This window comes from Gordonia sp. 135 (assembly GCF_009720185.1).
GTDB classification, from domain to species: Bacteria; Actinomycetota; Actinomycetes; order Mycobacteriales; family Mycobacteriaceae; genus Gordonia; species Gordonia alkanivorans.
On record NZ_CP046257.1, the window covers coordinates 800744 to 820637 of the forward strand.

15 protein-coding genes and 1 pseudogene are annotated in these 19894 nt (G+C 67.6%); 7 read left to right on the forward strand and 9 right to left on the reverse strand.

Annotation, left to right across the window (positions count from 1 at the left end; all coding sequences use genetic code 11):
- The first annotated feature begins 57 nt into the window (after positions 1-57).
- A complete protein-coding gene (locus GKZ92_RS03685) occupies positions 58-660 on the forward strand; it encodes a TetR/AcrR family transcriptional regulator (protein ID WP_035751971.1) in 603 nt (200 codons plus the stop codon).
- Positions 661-665: 5 nt separating this feature from the next.
- On the opposite strand, the gene GKZ92_RS03690 is transcribed toward GKZ92_RS03685, so the two are convergent.
- From GKZ92_RS03690 to betT, 3 genes are read right to left on the reverse strand one after another with little or no spacing between them, the layout of a single operon-like run.
- Positions 666-2231: a GMC family oxidoreductase gene (locus GKZ92_RS03690; protein ID WP_035751967.1), complete on the reverse strand. Its 1566-nt coding sequence runs from the start codon at positions 2229-2231 to the stop codon at positions 666-668.
- Positions 2228-3745: an aldehyde dehydrogenase family protein gene (locus GKZ92_RS03695; RefSeq protein ID WP_035751965.1), complete on the reverse strand. Its 1518-nt coding sequence runs from the start codon at positions 3743-3745 to the stop codon at positions 2228-2230. Before GKZ92_RS03695 ends, GKZ92_RS03690 begins: the two co-directional genes overlap by 4 nt.
- Entirely contained in the window at positions 3742-5958 is a 2217-nt protein-coding gene (gene betT / locus GKZ92_RS03700; RefSeq protein ID WP_035751962.1) for a choline BCCT transporter BetT, read from the reverse strand. The genes GKZ92_RS03695 and betT overlap by 4 nt, the downstream gene beginning before the upstream one ends.
- 403 nt (positions 5959-6361) lie before the next feature.
- On the opposite strand from betT, the gene GKZ92_RS03705 reads away from it, so the two are divergent.
- From GKZ92_RS03705 to GKZ92_RS03715, 3 genes are all read left to right on the forward strand, one after another.
- Positions 6362-8908, forward strand: coding sequence for an ATP-dependent Clp protease ATP-binding subunit (locus GKZ92_RS03705; RefSeq protein WP_006358406.1), 2547 nt, complete (start codon positions 6362-6364; stop codon positions 8906-8908).
- A 107-nt stretch (positions 8909-9015) separates the two neighbouring features.
- The gene (locus GKZ92_RS03710; RefSeq protein ID WP_155225002.1) at positions 9016-9882 is read left to right on the forward strand and encodes an enoyl-CoA hydratase-related protein; all 867 of its coding nucleotides are present in this window, start codon (positions 9016-9018) and stop codon (positions 9880-9882) included.
- Positions 9883-10201: 319 nt separating this feature from the next.
- Positions 10202-10699: an HNH endonuclease gene (locus GKZ92_RS03715; RefSeq protein WP_005194436.1), complete on the forward strand. Its 498-nt coding sequence runs from the start codon at positions 10202-10204 to the stop codon at positions 10697-10699.
- A 30-nt stretch (positions 10700-10729) separates the two neighbouring features.
- On the opposite strand, the gene GKZ92_RS03720 is transcribed toward GKZ92_RS03715, so the two are convergent.
- A complete protein-coding gene (locus GKZ92_RS03720) occupies positions 10730-11392 on the reverse strand; it encodes a DUF305 domain-containing protein (protein ID WP_155225003.1) in 663 nt (220 codons plus the stop codon).
- Positions 11389-12867 carry an LVIVD repeat-containing protein gene (locus GKZ92_RS03725; RefSeq protein WP_155225681.1) on the reverse strand — a complete coding sequence of 493 codons (1479 nt, stop codon included), beginning with the start codon at positions 12865-12867 and terminating at the stop codon, positions 11389-11391. Before GKZ92_RS03725 ends, GKZ92_RS03720 begins: the two co-directional genes overlap by 4 nt.
- Before the next feature lie 138 nt (positions 12868-13005).
- Between GKZ92_RS03725 and GKZ92_RS03730 the strand changes: the two genes are divergently transcribed.
- Positions 13006-13200, forward strand: a complete 195-nt coding sequence (locus GKZ92_RS03730) for a hypothetical protein (protein ID WP_155225004.1) — start codon at positions 13006-13008, stop codon at positions 13198-13200.
- Between the two features lie 73 nt (positions 13201-13273).
- Here GKZ92_RS03730 and GKZ92_RS03735 read toward each other — a convergent pair.
- Positions 13274-14497: pseudogene (locus tag GKZ92_RS03735) on the reverse strand (MFS transporter); the annotation flags it as partial.
- 4 nt (positions 14498-14501) lie between these two features.
- Complete coding sequence (locus GKZ92_RS03740) at positions 14502-15362, reverse strand: alpha/beta fold hydrolase (protein ID WP_155225006.1); 861 nt, start codon at positions 15360-15362, stop codon at positions 14502-14504.
- A 63-nt stretch (positions 15363-15425) separates the two neighbouring features.
- Here GKZ92_RS03740 and GKZ92_RS03745 point away from each other — a divergent pair, with 63 nt between their 5' ends.
- Complete coding sequence (locus GKZ92_RS03745) at positions 15426-16118, forward strand: SDR family NAD(P)-dependent oxidoreductase (protein WP_155225007.1); 693 nt, start codon at positions 15426-15428, stop codon at positions 16116-16118.
- Positions 16119-16126: 8 nt separating this feature from the next.
- On the opposite strand, the gene GKZ92_RS03750 is transcribed toward GKZ92_RS03745, so the two are convergent.
- Positions 16127-17536, reverse strand: a complete 1410-nt coding sequence (locus GKZ92_RS03750; protein WP_155225008.1) for an amidohydrolase family protein — start codon at positions 17534-17536, stop codon at positions 16127-16129.
- Positions 17533-18717, reverse strand: coding sequence for a CoA transferase (locus GKZ92_RS03755; RefSeq protein WP_155225009.1), 1185 nt, complete (start codon positions 18715-18717; stop codon positions 17533-17535). The genes GKZ92_RS03750 and GKZ92_RS03755 overlap by 4 nt, the downstream gene beginning before the upstream one ends.
- A gap of 47 nt (positions 18718-18764) precedes the next feature.
- On the opposite strand from GKZ92_RS03755, the gene GKZ92_RS03760 reads away from it, so the two are divergent.
- Complete coding sequence (locus tag GKZ92_RS03760; protein WP_155225010.1) at positions 18765-19829, forward strand: enoyl-CoA hydratase/isomerase family protein; 1065 nt, start codon at positions 18765-18767, stop codon at positions 19827-19829.
- Positions 19830-19894 lie beyond the last annotated feature (65 nt).

Below are 19894 nucleotides of genomic sequence, written 5' to 3' on the forward strand. Positions count from 1 at the left end.
TTCTCGTAGACTCGGATAACTTACGAACACTGAGTATGAAAGTTACGTGCAGACTGTATGAAAGTCAACCGTCGGACCCAGGCCGAACGCACCGCGGCGACCCGCGCGGCGCTCATCGCTGCAGGTCGCAAGCTGTTCGGCGAGCGCGGTTTCGCCGACGTCGGTACCCAGGAGATCGTCGACGAGGCCGGCGTGACCCGTGGCGCGCTCTACCACCAGTTCGACGACAAGAAGGGGCTGTTCACCGCCGTCTACGACGCCGTCGAGCAGGACGTCGTCACCCAGATCGCCGAGCGATCCGCCGAACTCGCGGCCGACAACCCGATCGCCGCCCTCAAATCGGGTATGCGGCTGTTCCTCGAGCTCTGCACCGAGCCCTCGGTGCACCGGATCACGCTCGTCGAGGCGCCGTCCGTCCTCGGCTGGGCCCAGTGGCGCGCGCGTGGTGAGGAATTCGGCTTCGCCCTCGTCGAGAGGCTGATCCAGGCGGCGATCGCCGCCGGCCAGGCCGTCGACCAGCCGACCAGACCCCTTGCCCACGTCGCCATCGGCGCGCTCGACGAGGCGGCGCTGTACGTCGCCGCGGCGCAGGACCGAGACGCGGCGACCGCGGAGGTCGCCGCCGTCCTCGATCGCATCGTCGACTCGTTCCGGAGCTGAGCGGCCTACCGCTCCGCAGCCACCAACTCCGCACACCGTTCCCCGACCAGCATCACGGTGATGTTCGGGTTCACGGTGGTGTGTTCGGGGAAGACCGACGCATCGGCGACACGCAGGCCGGCGACTCCCTTGACGCGCAGGTCGGGGTCGAGCGGCGACATCTCGTCGTCCGGCGGTCCCATCCGGACCGTGCCCACCGGGTGGTAGACGGTGTTGTGGGTGCGCCGGATGTAGTCGGCGAGCTCCTCGTCGCTGCCGGTGTCGGGTCCGGGATAGAGTTCGCGCGCAACCCATTCCTGCAATGGTGCGGCTGCGGCGATCTCCCGCGCCTTGCGCAGACCGGCGGTCATGATCCGCATGTCGTAACCCTCGGGGTCGGTGAAGTACCGGGGGTCGACGCGCGGCTTGTCGCGGAAGTCGCGAGATCGCAGCTTCACCGTGCCCCGCGACCGTGCGTGGGTGACGTTCGGCGTCAGGCAGAAGGTGTTCTCACTGGTGGGGTAGCCCTGACGCAGCGTGTGCATGTCGAAAGGCACGCTGCCGTAATGCATCATCAGGTCCGGCCGGTCGAGTCCGTCGTCGACGGTGGTGAAGATTCCGGCCTCCCACCACTGCGTCGACTCCTGCGTCATGGGCTTCTTCGTCTCGAAGCCGATGACGCCCTCGGGGTGATCCTGCAGGTGTTCGCCGACACCGGGGGAGTCGACGAAGACGTCGATCTCGTGCTGACGGAGATCGTCGGCGGGCCCGATCCCCGAGAGCATCAGGAGTTTCGGGGTGTCGATGGCGCCGGCCGAGACGATCACCTCGCGTCCGGCATCGATCCTGGACGTGCGTCCGAACGCGTTGTCGGTGATCTCGACCCCGACGGCACGAAGCTCGCCGTCGACCTTCTCGATGACGATGCGCTTGGCCCAGGAGCCGGTGCGGATGGTCAGGTTCGGGCGGTCGAGGTGGGGGTGCAGGTAACTCACCGACGACGACGCGCGGACTCCGTCGGGCCGGCGGTTGATCTGGAAGAAGTTGGCGCCGTTGACGACCGTCTTTCCGCTGTTGAACTCCGCCCTCGGGATGCCGACCGCCTCACAAGCGTCCAGCACGGCGACACCGCACGGGTCGTTCGGCGGGACCGTCATGATGTGGACCGGCCCGCTGCGGCCATGATGATCGCCGGGGGCGTCGTTGGTCTCGATCTGGGGGAACAGTCGGTACAACTCCTCCGAACCCCAGCCCGCGCAACCGAAATCGCGCTCCCACGAGTCGAGGTCCTCACGCGGCGCCCAGAAGGCGATGCAGCTGTTGTGGGAACTGCAGCCTCCCAGGACTTTTGCGCGAGCATGCCGCATGAAGTCGTTACCGTTCTCCTGCGGTTCGATGGGATAGTCCCAGTCGTAACCGGATTCGAGCAGTTCCATCCAGCGATCGAGGCGCAGGATCGCGTCGTCCCCGACGTCGGACGGACCGGCTTCCAGGAGACACACCGTGACCGACGGGTCCTCGGACAGCCGGGACGCCACCGCCGCACCCGCCGAACCGCCTCCGACGACCACGTAGTCGTACGACTCGCTCACTGCTGCTGCCCCTTCCGGTCTGCAAACCAACCGGTCACGCCCGGCCGAAGATTCTCGTAGACGTGCTTTGCCTCGCGGTACTCGGCCAGGCCCGACGGCCCGAGCTCGCGGCCGAAGCCGGACTGGCCGTAACCGCCCCACTCCGCCTCGGGGAGGTACGGTCCGAAGTCGTTGACCCACACCGTTCCTGCCCGGATACGGCCGGCGATGCGGCGTGCGCGGGCGGCGTCGGCCGACCACACCGCGCCGGCGAGGCCGTAGACGGTGTCGTTGGCCAGCGTCACTGCCTCGTCCTCGGTGGTGAAGGTCTCGACGGTCACGGTCGGCCCGAAGGCCTCGTCGTGCACGCAGGCCATCGAACGGTCGGCGCAGTCGATGACGGTGGGCAGGTAGAACCATCCGTCGTCGAGCTTCCCCGAGCCCTGGTCGCCGGTCGCGAAGGCGCCACCCGTGCGGATCACCGCACCGTCGGCACGCGCCTTCTCGACGTAGGCGTGCACCTTGTCGCGGTGGGCTTCGGAGATCAGCGGCCCGGTCTCGGTGCCCTCGCTGTAGGGGAGTCCGAGACGGATCTCCTCGGCTCGACGAACCAGCTCGTCGACGAACCGGTCGTGGGCCGACTCCTCGATGATGAGTCGCGCGCCCGCCGAACAGACCTGGCCGGAGTGCAGGAACGCGGCGTTGAGCGCGTTGTCCACCGCGGCCGCGAGCAGCTCGTCGGTGGCGCAGGCGTCGGCGAACACCACGTTGGGGTTCTTGCCGCCGAGTTCGAGTGCCACCTTCTTCACCGTCGCCGCGGCCTCGCGGGCGATGACTCGCCCGGTGACGAGTCCACCGGTGAACGACACCAGATCGACGTCGGGATGCGACGACAGCGGAGCGCCCGCATCCGCGCCGGCACCCAACACGAGGTTCGCGACCCCGGCCGGAAGGCCCAGGCCGTCAAGCACTTCCAGGAGCAGGATCGAGGTGTGCGGCGTCAGCTCGGCGGGTTTGAGGACGAAGGTGTTACCCGCGGCCAGCGCCGGTGCGACCTTCCACGCCGCCTGCAGCAGCGGATAGTTCCACGGCGTGATGAGACCGCAGACACCGACCGGCTCGTAGACGATGCGTGAGTCCGCATCGGGTGACCCGGTGTCGACGACACGGCCGGCGTCCTGGGCGGCCAGCTTCCCGAAATAGCGGAAACAGTTCGCGATGTCGGTCATGTCGATGTCCGATTCGTACGGCCGCTTGCCGGTGTCGAGTGTCTCGGCACGAACGAAATCGTCTCGGCGGGCGTCGATCTGATCGGCGACACGGAGCAGGAGATCGCCGCGTTCGGCAGCCGGGGTGGCGCTCCACTCCCCGGCATCGAAGGCGCGCCGGCCGGCGGCGATCGCCGCCTCGGTGTCCTCCGCGGACGCCTCGGCCACCACGCCCACCACCGAATTGTCCGCTGGGCAACGAATCTCACGAGTCTTGCCGGACTCGGCGGCGCACCACCGGCCGTCGATGTAGAGAGTGTCACTCATGGAGCGGGTGCTCCTTCCGGGTCGCTGTCGGGTATGTCCGTCTCCGCGACGGTACCGGCGCTCGCGGAGCCGGCGGCGGGGCCGCTGGTGTCGGGGTCGTGGTCGACAGCGGTGTGGTCGTGATGATCGGACGCCGAGTCACGCAGATGGAGGTAACCGAGATGCCGTTCATACTGGTCGAGGATGTCGCCGATGATCTGTTCCCGGGTGTATCCCGACAGCGAATACCCCTGCGAGCCCTCGGTCAGATACACCTCGCACCGGAAGTACCGGTCGTCGGAACGCTGGGAACGGACCGCGTAGGTGGGCGTCGGCGCGGACACCGGCCACACGCAGTACTCGAAGGCCGGGACATCGGCCAGCTTCACGATCAGACGAGGAGACGGCAGGCCCTCGTTGGCGGCCGACTCGTCCACCGTCGCCGAAACGCCTTCGCGACCGAACTGTTCGGCGACCTCGTGCATCGCCGGGACCACCGTCGCCGTGATGTATCTGCGGGTTGCGATCCGGCCGGGGAAGCGGAGCGTTCCTATCAGGCGGTGTCGCCAACTGCTCTGCTCGGTCGGCCCGCGTCCGACGGCGATCACCTTCGGCAGCGTGGTGCGGTAACTGTCGAGCTTGTACGACTCGGTGCGGACGGCCCGCAACAGCGAGATACCGATCAGCCCCAGGACGAACGAGAACGGCAGGCCCATGATGACCGTCGCGGCCTGCAGGGTGAGGATCGATCCGTCGCCGCCGCCGGCGAAGAGCATCGACAGCGTCAGCAGGCCGATGGCGACCGACCAGAAGATGCGGAGCGACCGTGAGCAATCCGCCATCGGATCGTCGAGGCGGCTGGTGAAGTTGCCCATGACCAGCGACCCCGAATCGGCGCTCGTCACGTAGAACAGCAGGCCGGTGATGGTCGCGATGCCGATCAGCAGTGTCGCGCCCGGGTACTGCTCGAGCAGCGAGTAGAAACCGGCCTCGGGGGCCGATGCCGTCGTCTCGGCGAAATCCTTGTCGCCGCGGGCTGCTTCCAGGGCGCTGTTCCCGAAGATCGAGATCCACACCAGGATGAAGCTGAACGGGACCACCAGAACGCCGAAGACGAACTGCCGCAGCGTCCGTCCGCGGGAGATTCGTGCCAGGAAAAGCCCGACGAACGGCGCCCAGGCCACCCACCACGCCCAGAAGAACAGCGTCCAGCCGTCGACGAAGGCGCGGGCGTCGTTGCCGGGCTGTGGATTCACCTGATCCCAGGCGAACGTGTCGAGGGTGCGGTCGGCGAAGGTCGACACGTAGTCGCCCGCGTTCTGGACCAGACCGTTGAGGAGGAAGTCCGCGTCCTTCGCGACCGTGATGTAGATCAGCATGCCGATGGCCAGGATCACGTTGATCTCCGACAACCGCCGGATGCCCTTGTCCACCCCGGAGGTCGCCGACGCGGTGGCGATCACCACCGACAGGGCGATCAGACCGATCTGCGCCGCCTTGCCCTGCTCGATGCCGAAGATCTCGTTGAGACCGAAGTTCAGCTGCACCACACCGATTCCCAGCGAAGTCGCGATGCCGAAGATCGTGCCGAGTACGGCCGCGACGTCGATCGCGTCGCCCCACCGTCCCTCGACCCGCTTGCCGAAGAGCGGGTAGAGCGCCGCACGGATCGTCAGCGGCAGGTTGTGCCGGAACGCGAAATAGGCCAGGGCGCCGCCCATGAGGGCATACATCGCCCAGCCGGTTATGCCGTAGTGGAAGACGGTCCACGTCACGGCCTCACGTGCCGCGAAGTTGGTCTCCGCCGCGCCCGTCGGCGGGTTCAGGAAGTGCGTGACGGGCTCGGCGACCGAGAAGAACATCAGGTCGATGCCGATGCCCGCGGCGAACAGCATCGACGTCCACGTGAAGAGGCTGTACTCGGGACGGGATTCCTCCGGTCCGAGGCGGTACCGCCCGTATTTGCTGACGCCGAGGAAGACGACGAGACCGACGATCGCGGTGGCGAGGATGAAGTACCACCAGCCGAACCAGCGGGTGATGAAGTTCCGCACCTCGTTGATGACGGTCTCCGCGGTCTCCGGCGCGGCGAGCGCCCAGATCGCGAAGGCGAGCACGATGGCAGCCGACGCGACGAAGACGGTCAGATTGACCGAACTCGGGCGTCGTGTCGGTTCCCCGGTGTCCGGGGTGTCAGGAGTGGACGGGATTGCAGGTCTTTCGCCGACACTCATGGCTTATGACGCTAGCCTCTCCGAACTCGTGTGGTCGGGTGAATTGCCCGACTCGCCGATCGCGGCGATGAACTCGGATGGTTCACCGACCCCTCGGGCGACACCGCTGTCGGTACTGTCGGCCGGAACCCGCCTCGTCCCCCTTCGGCGGTGACCCGACGCCCCGTTCGCTCTGGGCGTAGCGAAGCGGGAACACCGCCCCGGCCTGCGCAGTTGTACTGTGCACATCCCCGCCATCGCGGTTGATCCGTGCACTCTGCACGGGCGTTAACTGCAGGTACATCCACGACGACCTCTAGAGTGGAAGCAGGCTGGTCGTCGCCTACCCGCACCGCGTTGTCCCGACCGGACACACGAGGTGGTTTTCGCGGCGGCCGGGGCGCTAGCAATGTGAGGGAGAACAATGTTCGAACGGTTCACCGACCGCGCGCGACGGGTTGTGGTTCTGGCCCAAGAAGAAGCGCGGATGCTCAACCACAACTACATCGGTACCGAGCACATCCTCCTCGGCCTCATCCACGAGGGCGAGGGTGTGGCTGCCAAGGCGCTCGAGTCTCTCGGGATCTCCCTGGAAGGTGTCCGCAGTCAGGTCGAGGAGATCATCGGCCAGGGCCAGCAGGCACCGTCGGGACACATCCCGTTCACCCCGCGTGCCAAGAAGGTGCTGGAGCTCTCGCTGCGCGAGGCCCTGCAGCTCGGCCACAACTACATCGGCACCGAGCACATCCTGCTCGGCCTCATCCGCGAGGGTGAGGGTGTCGCCGCGCAGGTCCTGGTCAAGCTCGGCGCCGACCTCAACCGGGTCCGCCAGCAGGTCATCCAGCTCCTGAGCGGCTACCAGGGCAAGGAGCCGCAGGAGGCGGGCACCGGCGGTCGCAGCAGCGAGTCCGGCACCCCGTCCACCTCGCTGGTCCTCGACCAGTTCGGTCGCAACCTGACCGCTGCCGCCGCCGAGGGCAAACTCGACCCGGTCATCGGCCGGGAGAAGGAAATCGAGCGGGTCATGCAGGTCCTGAGCCGCCGCACCAAGAACAACCCTGTTCTGATCGGTGAGCCGGGCGTCGGCAAGACCGCCGTCGTCGAGGGTCTTGCGCAGGCCATCGTCAACGGTCAGGTTCCCGAGACGCTCAAGGACAAGCAGCTCTACACCCTCGACCTCGGTTCGCTGGTCGCCGGCAGCCGCTACCGCGGTGACTTCGAGGAACGCCTGAAGAAGGTCCTCAAGGAGATCAACACCCGCGGCGACATCATCCTGTTCATCGACGAGCTGCACACGCTCGTCGGCGCAGGTGCCGCCGAGGGCGCGATCGATGCCGCCAGCATCCTCAAGCCCAAGCTGGCCCGCGGCGAGCTGCAGACCATCGGTGCGACGACCCTCGACGAGTACCGCAAGTACATCGAGAAGGACGCCGCCCTCGAACGCCGCTTTCAGCCGGTCCAGGTCGGCGAGCCGTCGGTCGAGCACACCATCGAGATCCTCAAGGGTCTGCGTGACCGCTACGAGTCACACCACCGCGTCTCGATCACCGACGGTGCACTCGTCGCCGCCGCGACGCTGGCCGATCGCTACATCAACGACCGATTCCTGCCGGACAAGGCGATCGACCTCATCGACGAGGCCGGTGCACGCATGCGCATCCGCCGGATGACCGCGCCGCCAGACCTGCGCGAGTTCGACGACCGCATCGCCGACGCGCGCAAGGAGAAGGAAAGCGCCATCGACGCGCAGGACTTCGAGAAGGCCGCCAGCCTCCGCGACAAGGAGAAGCAGCTGGTCGCCGAGCGCGCCGAGCGCGAAAAGCAATGGCGCAGTGGCGACATGGACATCGTGGCCGAGGTCGACGACGAACAGATCGCCGAGGTCCTGGGCAACTGGACCGGTATCCCGGTGTTCAAGCTCACCGAGGAGGAGACCACCCGTCTGCTCCGCATGGAGGAGGAGCTGCACAAGCGGATCATCGGCCAGGAGGACGCCGTCAAGGCCGTCTCCAAGGCGATCCGCCGCACCCGTGCCGGCCTGAAGGATCCGAAGCGTCCGTCGGGCTCGTTCATCTTCGCCGGCCCGTCCGGTGTCGGTAAGACCGAGCTCTCCAAGGCGCTGGCGAACTTCCTGTTCGGCGAGGACGACGCACTCATCCAGATCGACATGGGCGAGTTCCACGACCGCTTCACCGCGTCGCGTCTGTTCGGTGCACCTCCCGGCTACGTCGGCTACGAAGAGGGCGGCCAGCTCACCGAGAAGGTGCGCCGCAAGCCGTTCTCGGTGGTGCTGTTCGACGAGATCGAAAAGGCTCACTCCGAGATCTACAACACCCTGCTGCAGGTCCTCGAGGACGGCCGTCTCACCGACGGTCAGGGTCGTACGGTCGACTTCAAGAACACCGTCCTGATCTTCACCTCGAACCTCGGTACGAGCGACATCTCCAAGGCCGTGGGCATGGGCTTCTCGTCGAAGGACGACACCAAGTCCGGCTACGAGCGGATGAAGCAGAAGGTCAACGACGAGCTCAAGAAGCACTTCCGGCCCGAGTTCCTCAACCGAATCGACGACATCGTCGTCTTCCACCAGCTGACGCGTGACGAGATCATCCAGATGGTCGACCTCATGCTGACCCGGGTGGAGAGCGCGCTGAAGAACAAGGACATGGCGCTCGAGGTCACCGACCGCGCCAAGTCGCTGCTGGCCAAGCGTGGCTTCGATCCGGTGCTGGGCGCACGCCCGCTGCGTCGCACCATCCAGCGCGAGATCGAGGATCAGCTCTCGGAGAAGATCCTGTTCGGCGACATCGCTCCCGGACAGATCGTGCTGGTCGACGTCGAGGGCTGGGACGGCGAAGGCGACGGCGAAGACGCCAAGTTCACCTTCACCGGCTCGGAGAAGCCGCGTGCGGTTCCGGACGCACCGGTCGAGCTGTCCAAGGCAGGCGACGGCGGCTCGGACGCGAGCTGACCTGAGCTGATCTGACACAATCGGCGGCGTCACCCGAAAGGGTGGCGCCGCCGTTTTGTGTTGCCTGCCCGAGTCATCTGTGACGGGGGTGGATACCATCGATCACTGTGACGAGCGATACATCAGAGGTTGGCCGTAGGGCCACCCAGGCCGAGCCCACCATCACCGTCGAGCGGGACGGCGAGATCGCCCTCTTCCGGCTGAACCGCCCCGACCGTCTCAACGCCTTCACCGTGCAGATGGGCGAGGAGTTGCGGGCGGCGTTCGACGAGACCGACGCCGACGACTCGGTGCGTGCTGTGGTGCTCACCGGTACCGGCCGGGCATTCTGCGCCGGCGCCGACCTCGAGGCCGGCGGCTCGACCTTCGACGCCTCCTCGGTGGTCGAGGGCGACGAGGTCCCGGCCGACGAGGGCGGCAAGCTGACGCTGCGCATGTTCGCCTCGCTCAAGCCGATCGTCGCCGCGATCAACGGCCCCTCGGCCGGCGTCGGCGTCACCATGACCCTGCCCGCCGACGTGCGAATCGCCTCCGAGGACGCGAAATTCGGCTTCGTCTTCGCGGCCCGAGGCCTCGTGCCGGAAGCGGCGTCGAGCTGGTTCCTCCCGCGGCTCGTCGGTCTGCCGACGGCTCTCCAGTGGACGGTCGGCGCCAAGATGGTGCAGGTCGACGAGGCGCACGAGCGCGGACTGATCCAGCAGGTCGTCCCCAAGGACAAGGTCCTCGAGACCGCGATCGCCGTCGCCCGCGAGATGACCGCGAACAGCGCCCCCGTCTCGGCGGCACTGACCCGCCAGCTGTTGTGGCGGATGGCCGGGGCGCCCAGCCCGCTGGACGCCCACCACGCCGATTCGAAGGCGATCTTCTACCGCGGCCAGTCCGGCGACGTCTACGAGGGTGTCATGTCGTTCCTGGAGAAGCGCCCGGCGACGTACCCGAACAAGGTGTCGGAGGATCTGCCCGACATCTTCTGAGCGTGGTCGCGTTCCTGCTGCAAACACCCTGTGTTCAGCACGTGAACTTCGGCGAACACGCGGCATGAACGGTGGCAGGCTGCGCTGACCGCGGTTATCGTGGCGAACAGCAGGCCAGAAGAGAGCGGAAAGGAGGTGGCGCAGATGTCGATCGGTATGGCGGTGTTCGTTCGCGAGTGGCGGATGACCGACCCCGGCTGCCGGTACGGGCTACCAGCCCGAACCCGGTCCGGACCAATCACATCCAGCGCCACCAGTTCCTGAGGTCGTGAACCTCGATGGTCGGCGCGCTCACTCGCCCACGCATCGAGGAGTATCCATGACCATCTTCGTCACGAATGCGGGATTACAAATCCTCGCGCGCGTCACCTGGCGTCGCGCTGCCGTCCTGCTGACCACCGAGGTCGCACGCAACGTCGAGGGCACCCCCTTGGTGCGCGTCGTCCATTCGCCGACCGTGTCGCTGCCCATCCACAAGGTGGTGGCCATCAAGCGGGACGCCTACCGTCCGTACGCGGGCAAGACGATGGATTCCTACGCCTCCAATGCGACGATCCTGCGTCGCGACCAATGGATCTGCGCCTACTGCGACGGTCCGGCCGACACGGTGGACCACATCGTGCCGGTGTCGCAGGGCGGCCCCAGCACGTTCGGCAATCAGGTCGCGGCATGCAAGTCCTGCAACGGTTTCAAGGCCAACCGCACCCCGCGGAAAGCGGGAATGGCCTTGCGGCACGCTCCCTTCGTCTACGACCCGTGGGCCGTGGACCAGAAGGAGGTCTGGGAGATGTTCATGTTGCATCCCAAGACCGACTGAGAGGTCGGACCGTCAGAGCGTGAGAACCGCTCAGGTGGGCAGGGGTTCGGCGCCGCGTTCCTTGAGGAGCATCGACATCTGGCCGATCTCGTTTCCCTGATCGCTGAGCATGTTCAGGGCGAGCTGCTTGGTCGCCGACCCGGAACGGTCGTCGTTGTACGCCGCCTGCGCCATCTCGAGTCCGCCGCGATGGTGCCGGATCATCAGCTGCAGGAACAGTTTCTCGGCCTCGTCGCCGCGAAGGGTGCCGAGTCGGCCGAGTTCGTCGGTGCTCGCCATGCCCGGCATGAGCGGTGCGTCGGGCGTGGTCCCCGAGCCAGCACCGTGGGAATGTGAATCACCGTGGGACATCCACGACATCGGTTCGGCGGAGGTCAGCGGCAGCTCGAAGAACTGCAGCCAGCCGCGCATGGTCGCGCTCTCCGCGGATTGGGCGACGACGAGCTGGTCGGCCAATCCGCGGATCGTCGGATCCACATCGGGGGCGGCGAGAACTGTGCGGGCCATCAGGAGGGCCTGATCGTGATGCGTCGACATGTCCTGGGCGAAACCGATGTCGGAGGGGCTCATCGTCTTCAGGTCGTCCCGCGAGCCGGGTGACCACACCGAACCGATGACCACGCCGACCGCCACGAGCAGGACGGCCAGTGAGGTCAGTCCGGCGATCTGCGTACTGGTGTGCCGGTCGGTCATCCGAGGAAGGAATCCTGATCCGGCGGTGGGGTGTAGACCCGGTTGCTCAACTCGAGGGCGTAGAAGCCCCCGTCGGCGCAGGTGGTGAGGATCTTGTTGCCGTGGAACTCCGGCGGGGAGAAGCACCAGTCGGTGGCCATGTCACCACCCACGACCATGCCCATGCGCGGACCGATCATCTCGTTCAGCTTGGCTCGTCCGTTCACGAGAGACATTCCGAGGCTGAGGAATTCGATACCCGGTGCGCCGATGACCGACCCGAGCACATGCGGTGAGTTGGGCCGGGTCAGTGCGGTGGCGCCCTTCTGTGCCGGCGGGTTGTAGTAGGCGATCTCCTTGATGGCGGAGAAGTCCCGGATGTCGAACACGCGGATACCGGACGATTCCCAGGCGCAGGCCAGCGCCGTCGGATCCTTCGGACGGTCGACCGCGCAGTAGTGCGGGTTGCTGCCGAACAACGAACCGCCCATGGACGAACGGAACTGGGTGTCCAGGTGTTCGGGCAGGTTGATCTCGAGTTTGAGCTGTGCGGCGTAGCGGGGTTTGTTGACCCGGGCGACGTCGAAGATCTTGACGCCGCCCGAGCCGCCCTCGTCGGCCGTGATGATGTGGGGCGTGCCGCGGTAGGTGATCGGGATCGAGTGCTGATTGAGCTGGCCGTCCGGCCACAGGTACGCGGCCACGTGGGGGACCTGCGGATACGGCGCACGACGCTGTACCGCGCTGATGTCGAGGACCGTGACGCCCGCCATGTTCGACAGGTACATGCGATTGCCGTCGGGGGTGATGCCGAAACCGTGACCGAGGAAGCTGTGCAGTCCCTGCCAGATCACCCGCGGGTTTCGCGGATCGGCGACGTCGATCGCGCTCAGGTGACCGGGAGCGACACCCGACGCCCAGTAGGTTCGGCCATCCGGTGACCAGCCGCCCTCGTGCGAGGTGAACGGGATGGGGTAGGCGATGCCGCCGCCACGGGCGTTGAGCAGCTTGGGTCGGGTGCAGTCGGAGATGTCGTAGACCGCGAAAAAGCCTGCACCCCAGAGGAGCGGGACCCCGGTCGCGGCGAGGAGTTTGCGTTTCTTGTTGACCTTCAGGGTCTCCCACGTGCCGCCGCGCATCGCGGTGTCGGTCAGCGACCCGACGACCTTCGGGTTCCGGGGATTCGAGGCGTCGATGACCTGGACGCCCGGCTGAGGCAAGAAGTTGTTGCCGGGGAAGAGACTTCCGGTGTAGCTGCAGTGCTCGAAGGATGCGGACACGATGCCGCCGCCCGCACCCGTCACATTGCCGAGTTCGGTCAGGTTGCAGTTGTAGCCCTGCTTGCTCCGGCCCGACTGTCGGTCCTCGGCGCTGACGTCACCCTGCAGGCCCGGTTCCGGCTTGGAGCCCGGACCGCAGTCGGCCTTGGGAACAGAAGTGTCGGAGATGTCCGGGAACCAGTGGTTCGCGGCGGTCGCCGGCGCCGACACCAGCATCGTCGACGCGAGCACTGCCCCCGCGGCAAGGCAGGTGATCGCGTGTAGTCGCCGTCGTGCTGTGGACACATTCCATCGATCTGGCGTCATCGCCCCTCCGATCGTGACCTGAGTCACGCTAACGGCCGGACTGAGACGGTGGGGGCGATTCGTCGAAAGAGGCATGCCGACGGCCAGATCGACCTGATCGAGGCGGACAGCGACGGCGACGGCTACACCGACATCTCGGTCGCCGACACCGACTGCGACGGCACCTTCGACACCGCCGTCGACGATCAGGGCAACGTCTCGGTCGGCGACTTCGGGAGCATCGACGGAAGCGACGCCGTCTGACCCGCCTCTGAGTCCCGAGCCCCCCGCACGCAGCCGGTCAGCACAGCTGACCGGCTGCAAGGCGTTTCACCGGTCAGTCGGTGACAGGTTCGGGCCCCGGGCGCGGTCGGCTTCTGCGGTCGGCGACGAAGGCCAGACACGCGGCGGCCAGACACGCGGCCGCGCCGACGCCCAGGCCGACACGCGGATTGGTGGCCTCGATGACCGCGCCGATCAGTGGACCGCCGATCGGCGTCGATCCCATGAACGCCACCGACCACAGGGCCATGACGCGTCCCCGCATCTGCGGTTCGGCGTTGAGCTGCAGGGTGGCGTTGCCGGTCGACATGAACGTCACACTCAGCCAGCCCACCAGGAACAGCGCGCAGATGGCGGTGATCAGATCAGGTGCCAGCGCGGCCGCGGCGATCGTGATGCCGAATCCGAACGCGGCCAGCGTGAGCGGCCGCAGGCCGATGGTGCCGCGCGCCGCGACGACCAGACCGCCGACCACCGCGCCGACACCCATGGCCGAGGTCATGAAACCGAGAGCCTGTGGGCCGCCGTCGAAGACGAAGTCCGCGGCGGCCGTCAGGGTGACCGGGAAGTTGTAGGCCAGAGTGCCGACCAGCGCCATCGTGGCGAGCGGAATCCACAGCGAGGGGATGCCGCGGACGTAGCGGATACCCTCGCGCAGCTGGCCTTTCGCACGGGGAACCGGGGTCTCCTGGGTGATCTTCGTGCTGTCGAGCGCGATCAGCGAGGCGACCACCGCGACGAAACTGACCGCGTTGATCGCGAAACACCAACCCGCGCCGACGAGTGTGAGGATGACACCGGCGACGGCTGGACCGACGGCGCGAGCGGCGTTGACCATCACCGAGTTCAGCGTGACAGCATTGCGGATCAGCGATTTCCCGACGATCTGGTGGATGAACGCCTGTCGCGCGGGTTGCTCGAAGGCGTGTCCGAGGCCGAGCAGTACCGCCAGGATCGCGACATGCCACACCGCCACGACTCCGGCGAGGGCGAGCGCGGCCAGCACCGCCGCAAGCAAGCCCATCATCGCCTGGAGGATCGTGAGCAGTCGCCGACGGTCGACGCGGTCGGCGATCACACCGGCATACGGGCCGATGAGGAGAACGGGCAGTGCCTGCAGCGCGACGATCAGACCGAGAATCGATGCCGACCCGCTCAACGTCAACACCAGCCAGGCCTGGGCGGTTGCCTGCATCCAGGAACCGGTCATCGACACCGTCATACCGGCGAAGAAGATCCGATAGTTGGGGATGTGCAGCGACGCGAAGACGCTGTCACGCGAATCAGAGGACGTGGTCGATCACGTCCATCAATGCGAGGGGCTGTTCGAGCGGGATGTGATGACCGGCGCCGGCGAGTTCGACGACGCGTGCCGGTTCGTCGAGGCCGGCGGTGACGATGTCGATCATCGCCGGGGTCACGACCCCGTGTTCGCCGTAGACGACGCTGAGCCGGCAGCTGCTCGGCGGGTGCGAGGGGAGATCGGTCAGTTCGTCGGCGAATCCGCGGTCGAACTTCCACCGCCAGCCGTCGTCGTCGCGGACGACCGACTGCCGCGCCACGTGGGTCCTGGCGTAGTCGAGGCTCGGGTGGTCGGGCACGAGCCGGAACCGTTCGAGGGCCGCCTCGGGTGACGGGTAGTGCTTGCTGCCTCGGGGGATGCCTTCCTCGGGCTGGTTTCGCTGGATCTCGTCGAGCATCTCGGCGTCGAGGATGCGGGAGTCGACGAGCACGAGGTGCTCGGTGAGATCGGGGTGGGCGACCGACGTCCGGATGCCCACGAGCCCGCCCAGGCTGTGCCCCACGAGGACTGCGTCGGTGGTCGCTTCGGCAGCCGTGGCGACCGCGGCGACCTCGTCGGCCCAGATGCCCAGGCTGTAGGCGTCGCGCCAGTCGCTGTCGCCGTGTCCGGACAGATCGAGGGCGACGACGCGACGGTCCTGTGCGTACCGCGGGGCGATGTGGTCCCACCATCCGGCGTGGGCCGCACCACCGTGGACCAGGATCAGGCCGGGGGCGCCGGGTTCGCCCCAGCAGCGATAGGTGATCCGCGCGCCGTGGACGATGATCGACGAGTGCTCGGGTTCCGTTTCGACTGCTGTGCGGAACCACTCCGGAGCGTCCGCGGTGACGTTCGTGCTCATCGGCATAGCCTTTCACGCATAGGGTGAGATGAATACACACAATCAGACTGGACGGATCGGGTGATGGTGCAAACGGTGATCGTGTCGGGCGGTACGGGCGGATTGGGTTCCGCGGTCACGAGGAAGCTGCTCGACGACGGTTGGCGTGTGGTGGTGCCGTGGGTCGTCGAGGCCGAGCTGTCGCGCCTTCCCGACTCCGATCGACTGGTCGCTCTCCAGGCCGACCTGTTCGACGAGTCGTCGGTGGCCGAGGTCGTCGCCGCTGCGGCAGGTGATCCGTCGGCTCCGGTGAAGGCCGTGGTCAATCTGGTCGGCGGGTTCGCGATGGGGGAGCGTGTGGACGCGACCCCGGTCGACGAGTTCGAGCGACTCCTCCGACTCAACCTGCGTCCGCTGTATCTGCTGTCCGCGGCGGCGATCCCGAAGCTGATCGACGCCGGCGGCGGATCGATCGTGGGCGTGTCGGCGAAGGCCGCGTTCGCACCGTTCCCCGGTGCCGCCGGCTACATCACGTCCAAGGCCGCCGTCTGGGCGTTCATCAGCGCCCTCGCCGCCGAATACAAGGACGACGCGATCCGAGCCAACGCGATCCTGCCGTCGGTGATCGACACCCCGGGTAACCGTGAGAGCCAGCCGGATTCGTCCCGCAAGGGCTGGGTGTCGCCGGAGACGATCGCCGAGACCGTCGCCTTCCTGGTGTCCGACGCCTCCGCCGCGGTGACGGGTGCGCAGGTCCCGGTGCCCGGCGTCGGCTGACAATCGGCTCACTCCCCACGCCGGTACGCCACGCTCCCTCGGATCATTGTGCAGCGCACGGAATCCGCGCCTGTCCGTAGTGCGGATTCGAGAGTGTCATCGAGTAGGACGAGGTCGGCGGGTTCACCGGGACGGACCGTCCGTGGCGCTGCGCCCGGGGTGCTCAGCGGCGTCAGATAACAACCCAATGCTGTTCCGCGGCTGACCCGTTCGTCGGCGCCGACGGTGCGGCCGTCCGGTGCGAGACGGGTTGCGGCAGCGGCGATCACCGTCCATGGATCGACCGGTCCGTAGGGGGCGTCGCTCGACATCGCGACGGGTGCATCGCGTTCGACGAGTGATGCGCAGCGGTACAGGTCGGCGACATCGGAGGTGTCGAGGCGATCCAGGTAGTCGTCGCCCCGCGCGGTGATGAAGCCGGGTTGGGTGACGATGGGGATCTGCCTGTGGTGCAGCTCCTCGACGGTGTCTGCGGCGATGATCGCGCCGTGTTCGATCCGGTCGTCCGGGTGGCCGCCGACCTCGTCGAGGGCCGCGAGCAGGAGGAGCAGCGCTTCCCGGGTGACGCAGTGCGCGGCGACGCCGCGCCCCCGCGAGTGCGCGGTCCGGATCTGCTCGCACAGGGTGGGGAAGTCGGGGAGGTCGGAGTCGGCGAGGACGATCTTGAACGGGCCGACGGTCACGGTCGGTGGGAGGTCTGGTGTCGCGTCGAGCGGACTTCCCAGCAGGTGGAGTCGTTGTGGCACTGCTCCGTTCGTGTGCGAGGAGACGAGCGCGATGAGGGACTCGTCGGACAGGTTCGGCGTGGCGTCGGTGACCCCGGTGACGCCGTATCGGGCCAGCTCGGCACCGACGCACGACAGATCCGGCGGCCGGGCGTGCCCCATCCGCTCCCGAAGCCAGTCGTCGGCGCGCCACACCCGCCCGGTCGGTGCTCCGGAGTCGTCTCGCTCGACGCCGGGATGATCGGCGGTCCGCAACCCGACGGCCACGGCGGCGGCGCTGTTGAGGAACCACACCGCTCCGCTGCGGTGCTGGATGCGGACCGGCCGGTGGGCGTGGAGCTGATCGAGGGCGGCGGAATCGAGAAGTCCGGCAACGGTCTCCACATAGCCGATGCCGCGGACCCAGCCGGAGGTGTCGGGAGCGTGAGCCAGGACGGCGGCGAGGTCGTCGGCACTCGTCACCTGATGCGGACCGCACTGTACCGACGCCGAGGCCGCAGCCAGCGCGTGGAGGTGAATGTGATGGTCGTGGAGACCAGGGATGAGTGCACCGCCGTCGGCGTCGATGACGTCGAATCCCGTTGCCGCGTCGCCCGTGAGGTCCACGCCAACCGTGGTGATCATGCCGTCGACCACGGCCACGTCGCGGATGCCCTCGGGGAGTGACACCCCACGGAACAGGGTGCCGATCATCGGGTTCCTCCACCGTCGGCGCGTGCTCGGGGAGGATCGAGGGGCACTGTGCCGGAACCGGTGTCGACCACCCATTGATCGCCGTCGCGACGCGTGGGCGGGGACGGTGGACCGCCGAGGGTCGAGGCGACGGTGGCGCGCATGGAGATGTCCCACAGTGTGCCGTTGCCGGGCTCGCACATCGCCAGCGCGGCGGCGATCAGACCGGCCAACGGATCGGCGATCGCGTCGCCCACGAACATCGGGCCCGCGTCGTCGGCGGCGACCAGACCCGCCGAGGCCGCGACGTCGTCGCCGAAGCCGATCCGGTGGGAGTCGCGTCCGGCCGCGGTGATGGACAGCCAGGTGATCCCGTTGGCGACGAAATCCTCGGCGCGCAGACCGAATCCGCGTAGCGCCCGTGGTCGGGATGCCTCGATCACGATGTCGGCCGCGGCCACGAGTCGGCGAAGCGCTTCGCGTTCAGCGGCGATGGACGGGTCGAGCACGGCGGATTCGTGGCCGTCGTGGAGCAATCGGTAGAAGTCCTGGTTTCCGCGTCGCGCGCCGTCCGGACGTTGCGGTGTCTCGACTTTCACCACCCGCGCTCCCGCGAGACCCAGCAGGTGTGCGCACAGTGGCCCGGCCCAGAGGGCACTGAAATCGACGACGAGCAGACCGTCGACCGGACGGGGAACACCGTTCGGCCGCAATGCGTCACGCGCTGCGTCAGCGATCGCGGCGCCATGTGCGACACCGCCGCCCGCGATGCCCAACAGTGCAGCACGTTCGTCGAAGTCCGCTCGGGAGTGTCCGGCGAGCCAGGCGGCGACCTTCGGCCAGAGATCGTCCCCGGTGACCTCGCCCTCGATCAGCGCGCCCAGCAGGAGGGGGTCGTCTGGGCGTGCGCAACTCACCGCGACCCAGCCGTCCGACGCGGGAAGCAGACGCCCCGATCCGCCCGGGGTGAGGTCTCCCTGGCGGCGGTGACCCGTCAGTGCCGCGCGCTCTCCCAGCAGTGCGGCACCGTCGACGTCGACCGCTCCGGCGCTTGCCGTGCGGATCCAGTCGGTGAGTTCGCGCGCCCGTGCCGCAGCATGGCCGGGCGGGATGAGCGGCGGGCCGTCGGGCCTGCCGGTGAGATGCGGGATCCCGCTCTCCGCCCAAGCGCGCACCGGATCATGGGACGCAGGGCTGGACACGGGCGAAATGCTACCGTCCGCACGTAAAGCTCAGGAGGTTCACCGTCATGCACGCCCGCCGCATCTCGATCGCCGATCTCGCCGCCGAACCGGTCGTCGGCGGCGGAGGCCTGTTCGGGGAGGGTGCCGCTGTCTCACTCCCGCTGGTGCTGGTGGACCTCGACACCGCGGATGGCGTGACCGACGGTGACCTGACCCGGGCCGTCGACCGTGCCTCGGCGTCGGACGTGATCCTGATGGGAACTGCGACGGGCCCGCTCGACGACGCGCTGAACCCGCTGCTGGAGGCACTCGATCTCACCTGTGCCCCGGCCGGAACCGGCCACCGGAGTGTGGTGGTCGCCGACGACGTGGACGCGACTGTCGCAGTGTTCACCGATGCCGTCTCGCGCTGCCCGCAGGCATCCCTCGTCGCCGCGCAGATCGTGCGTGCCGCCGAACCGCTCGACCCCGTCGCGGCCATCGACGTCGAATCGCTGGGCTACTCGACACTCCAGGGCGGCGACGAGTTCGGTCGGTGGCTGGAGGAGCGTCGAGCGAAAGGACGACCTCTTCCGCCGCCCGCCGTCGACCCGGTGCTGCTGGACCGACAGGGCGACACTCTGCGGATCACCCTCAACCGGCCCGAACGCCGCAACGCCTACGGCACCGCGCTCCGCGACGCGCTCGTGGAGGCATTGCGCCTCGCGGTCCTCGACGACTCGATCGACCGCATCATCATCGACGGCGCGGGCAGCTCCTTCTGTGCCGGCGGCGACCTCGACGAGTTCGGCCACATGCCCGACTCGTCGACCGCCCATCTGATCCGCACGCGCGGTGGGGCCGGCCGGTTGGTGTCCACGCTCGCTGACAAAGTCGAAGTCCGGCTGCACGGGCACTGCGTCGGCGCGGGTATCGAGATCCCCGCGTTCGCCGGGCACATCGTCGCCGCCCCGGACACCCGCATTCGTCTGCCCGAGGTGTCGATGGGTCTCATTCCTGGAGCGGGCGGAACCGTGAGCGTTCCCCGGCGCATCGGACGGTGGCGTGCGCTGTACCTGTTCGTCACAGGTGCCGAGATCGACGCCCAGCAGGCACTGGACTGGGGACTGGTCGACGAGATCCGGGAGTAGACGCGGACGGGGTCGTGGAACTTGTCTAACTCAGTTGGTTCATTTTCCCCATTCGGCGACCGGTC

Excerpts from the sequence above, each read along its gene's own strand:
- GKZ92_RS03725 (WP_155225681.1), bottom strand. The coding sequence starts at position 12,867 with ATGCTGGTGTCGGCGCCGGCGACCGCCGCGAACCACTGGTTCCCGGAC.
- GKZ92_RS03705 (WP_006358406.1), top strand. The coding sequence starts at position 6,362 with ATGTTCGAACGGTTCACCGACCGCGCGCGACGGGTTGTGGTTCTGGCC.
- GKZ92_RS03740 (WP_155225006.1), bottom strand. The coding sequence starts at position 15,362 with ATGAGCACGAACGTCACCGCGGACGCTCCGGAGTGGTTCCGCACAGCA.
- GKZ92_RS03685 (WP_035751971.1), top strand. The coding sequence starts at position 58 with ATGAAAGTCAACCGTCGGACCCAGGCCGAACGCACCGCGGCGACCCGC.
- betT (WP_035751962.1), bottom strand. The coding sequence starts at position 5,958 with ATGAGTGTCGGCGAAAGACCTGCAATCCCGTCCACTCCTGACACCCCG.
- GKZ92_RS03760 (WP_155225010.1), top strand. The coding sequence starts at position 18,765 with ATGCACGCCCGCCGCATCTCGATCGCCGATCTCGCCGCCGAACCGGTC.
- GKZ92_RS03695 (WP_035751965.1), bottom strand. The coding sequence starts at position 3,745 with ATGAGTGACACTCTCTACATCGACGGCCGGTGGTGCGCCGCCGAGTCC.
- GKZ92_RS03745 (WP_155225007.1), top strand. The coding sequence starts at position 15,426 with ATGGTGCAAACGGTGATCGTGTCGGGCGGTACGGGCGGATTGGGTTCC.
- GKZ92_RS03720 (WP_155225003.1), bottom strand. The coding sequence starts at position 11,392 with ATGACCGACCGGCACACCAGTACGCAGATCGCCGGACTGACCTCACTG.
- GKZ92_RS03750 (WP_155225008.1), bottom strand. The coding sequence starts at position 17,536 with ATGATCGGCACCCTGTTCCGTGGGGTGTCACTCCCCGAGGGCATCCGC.
- GKZ92_RS03715 (WP_005194436.1), top strand. The coding sequence starts at position 10,202 with ATGACCATCTTCGTCACGAATGCGGGATTACAAATCCTCGCGCGCGTC.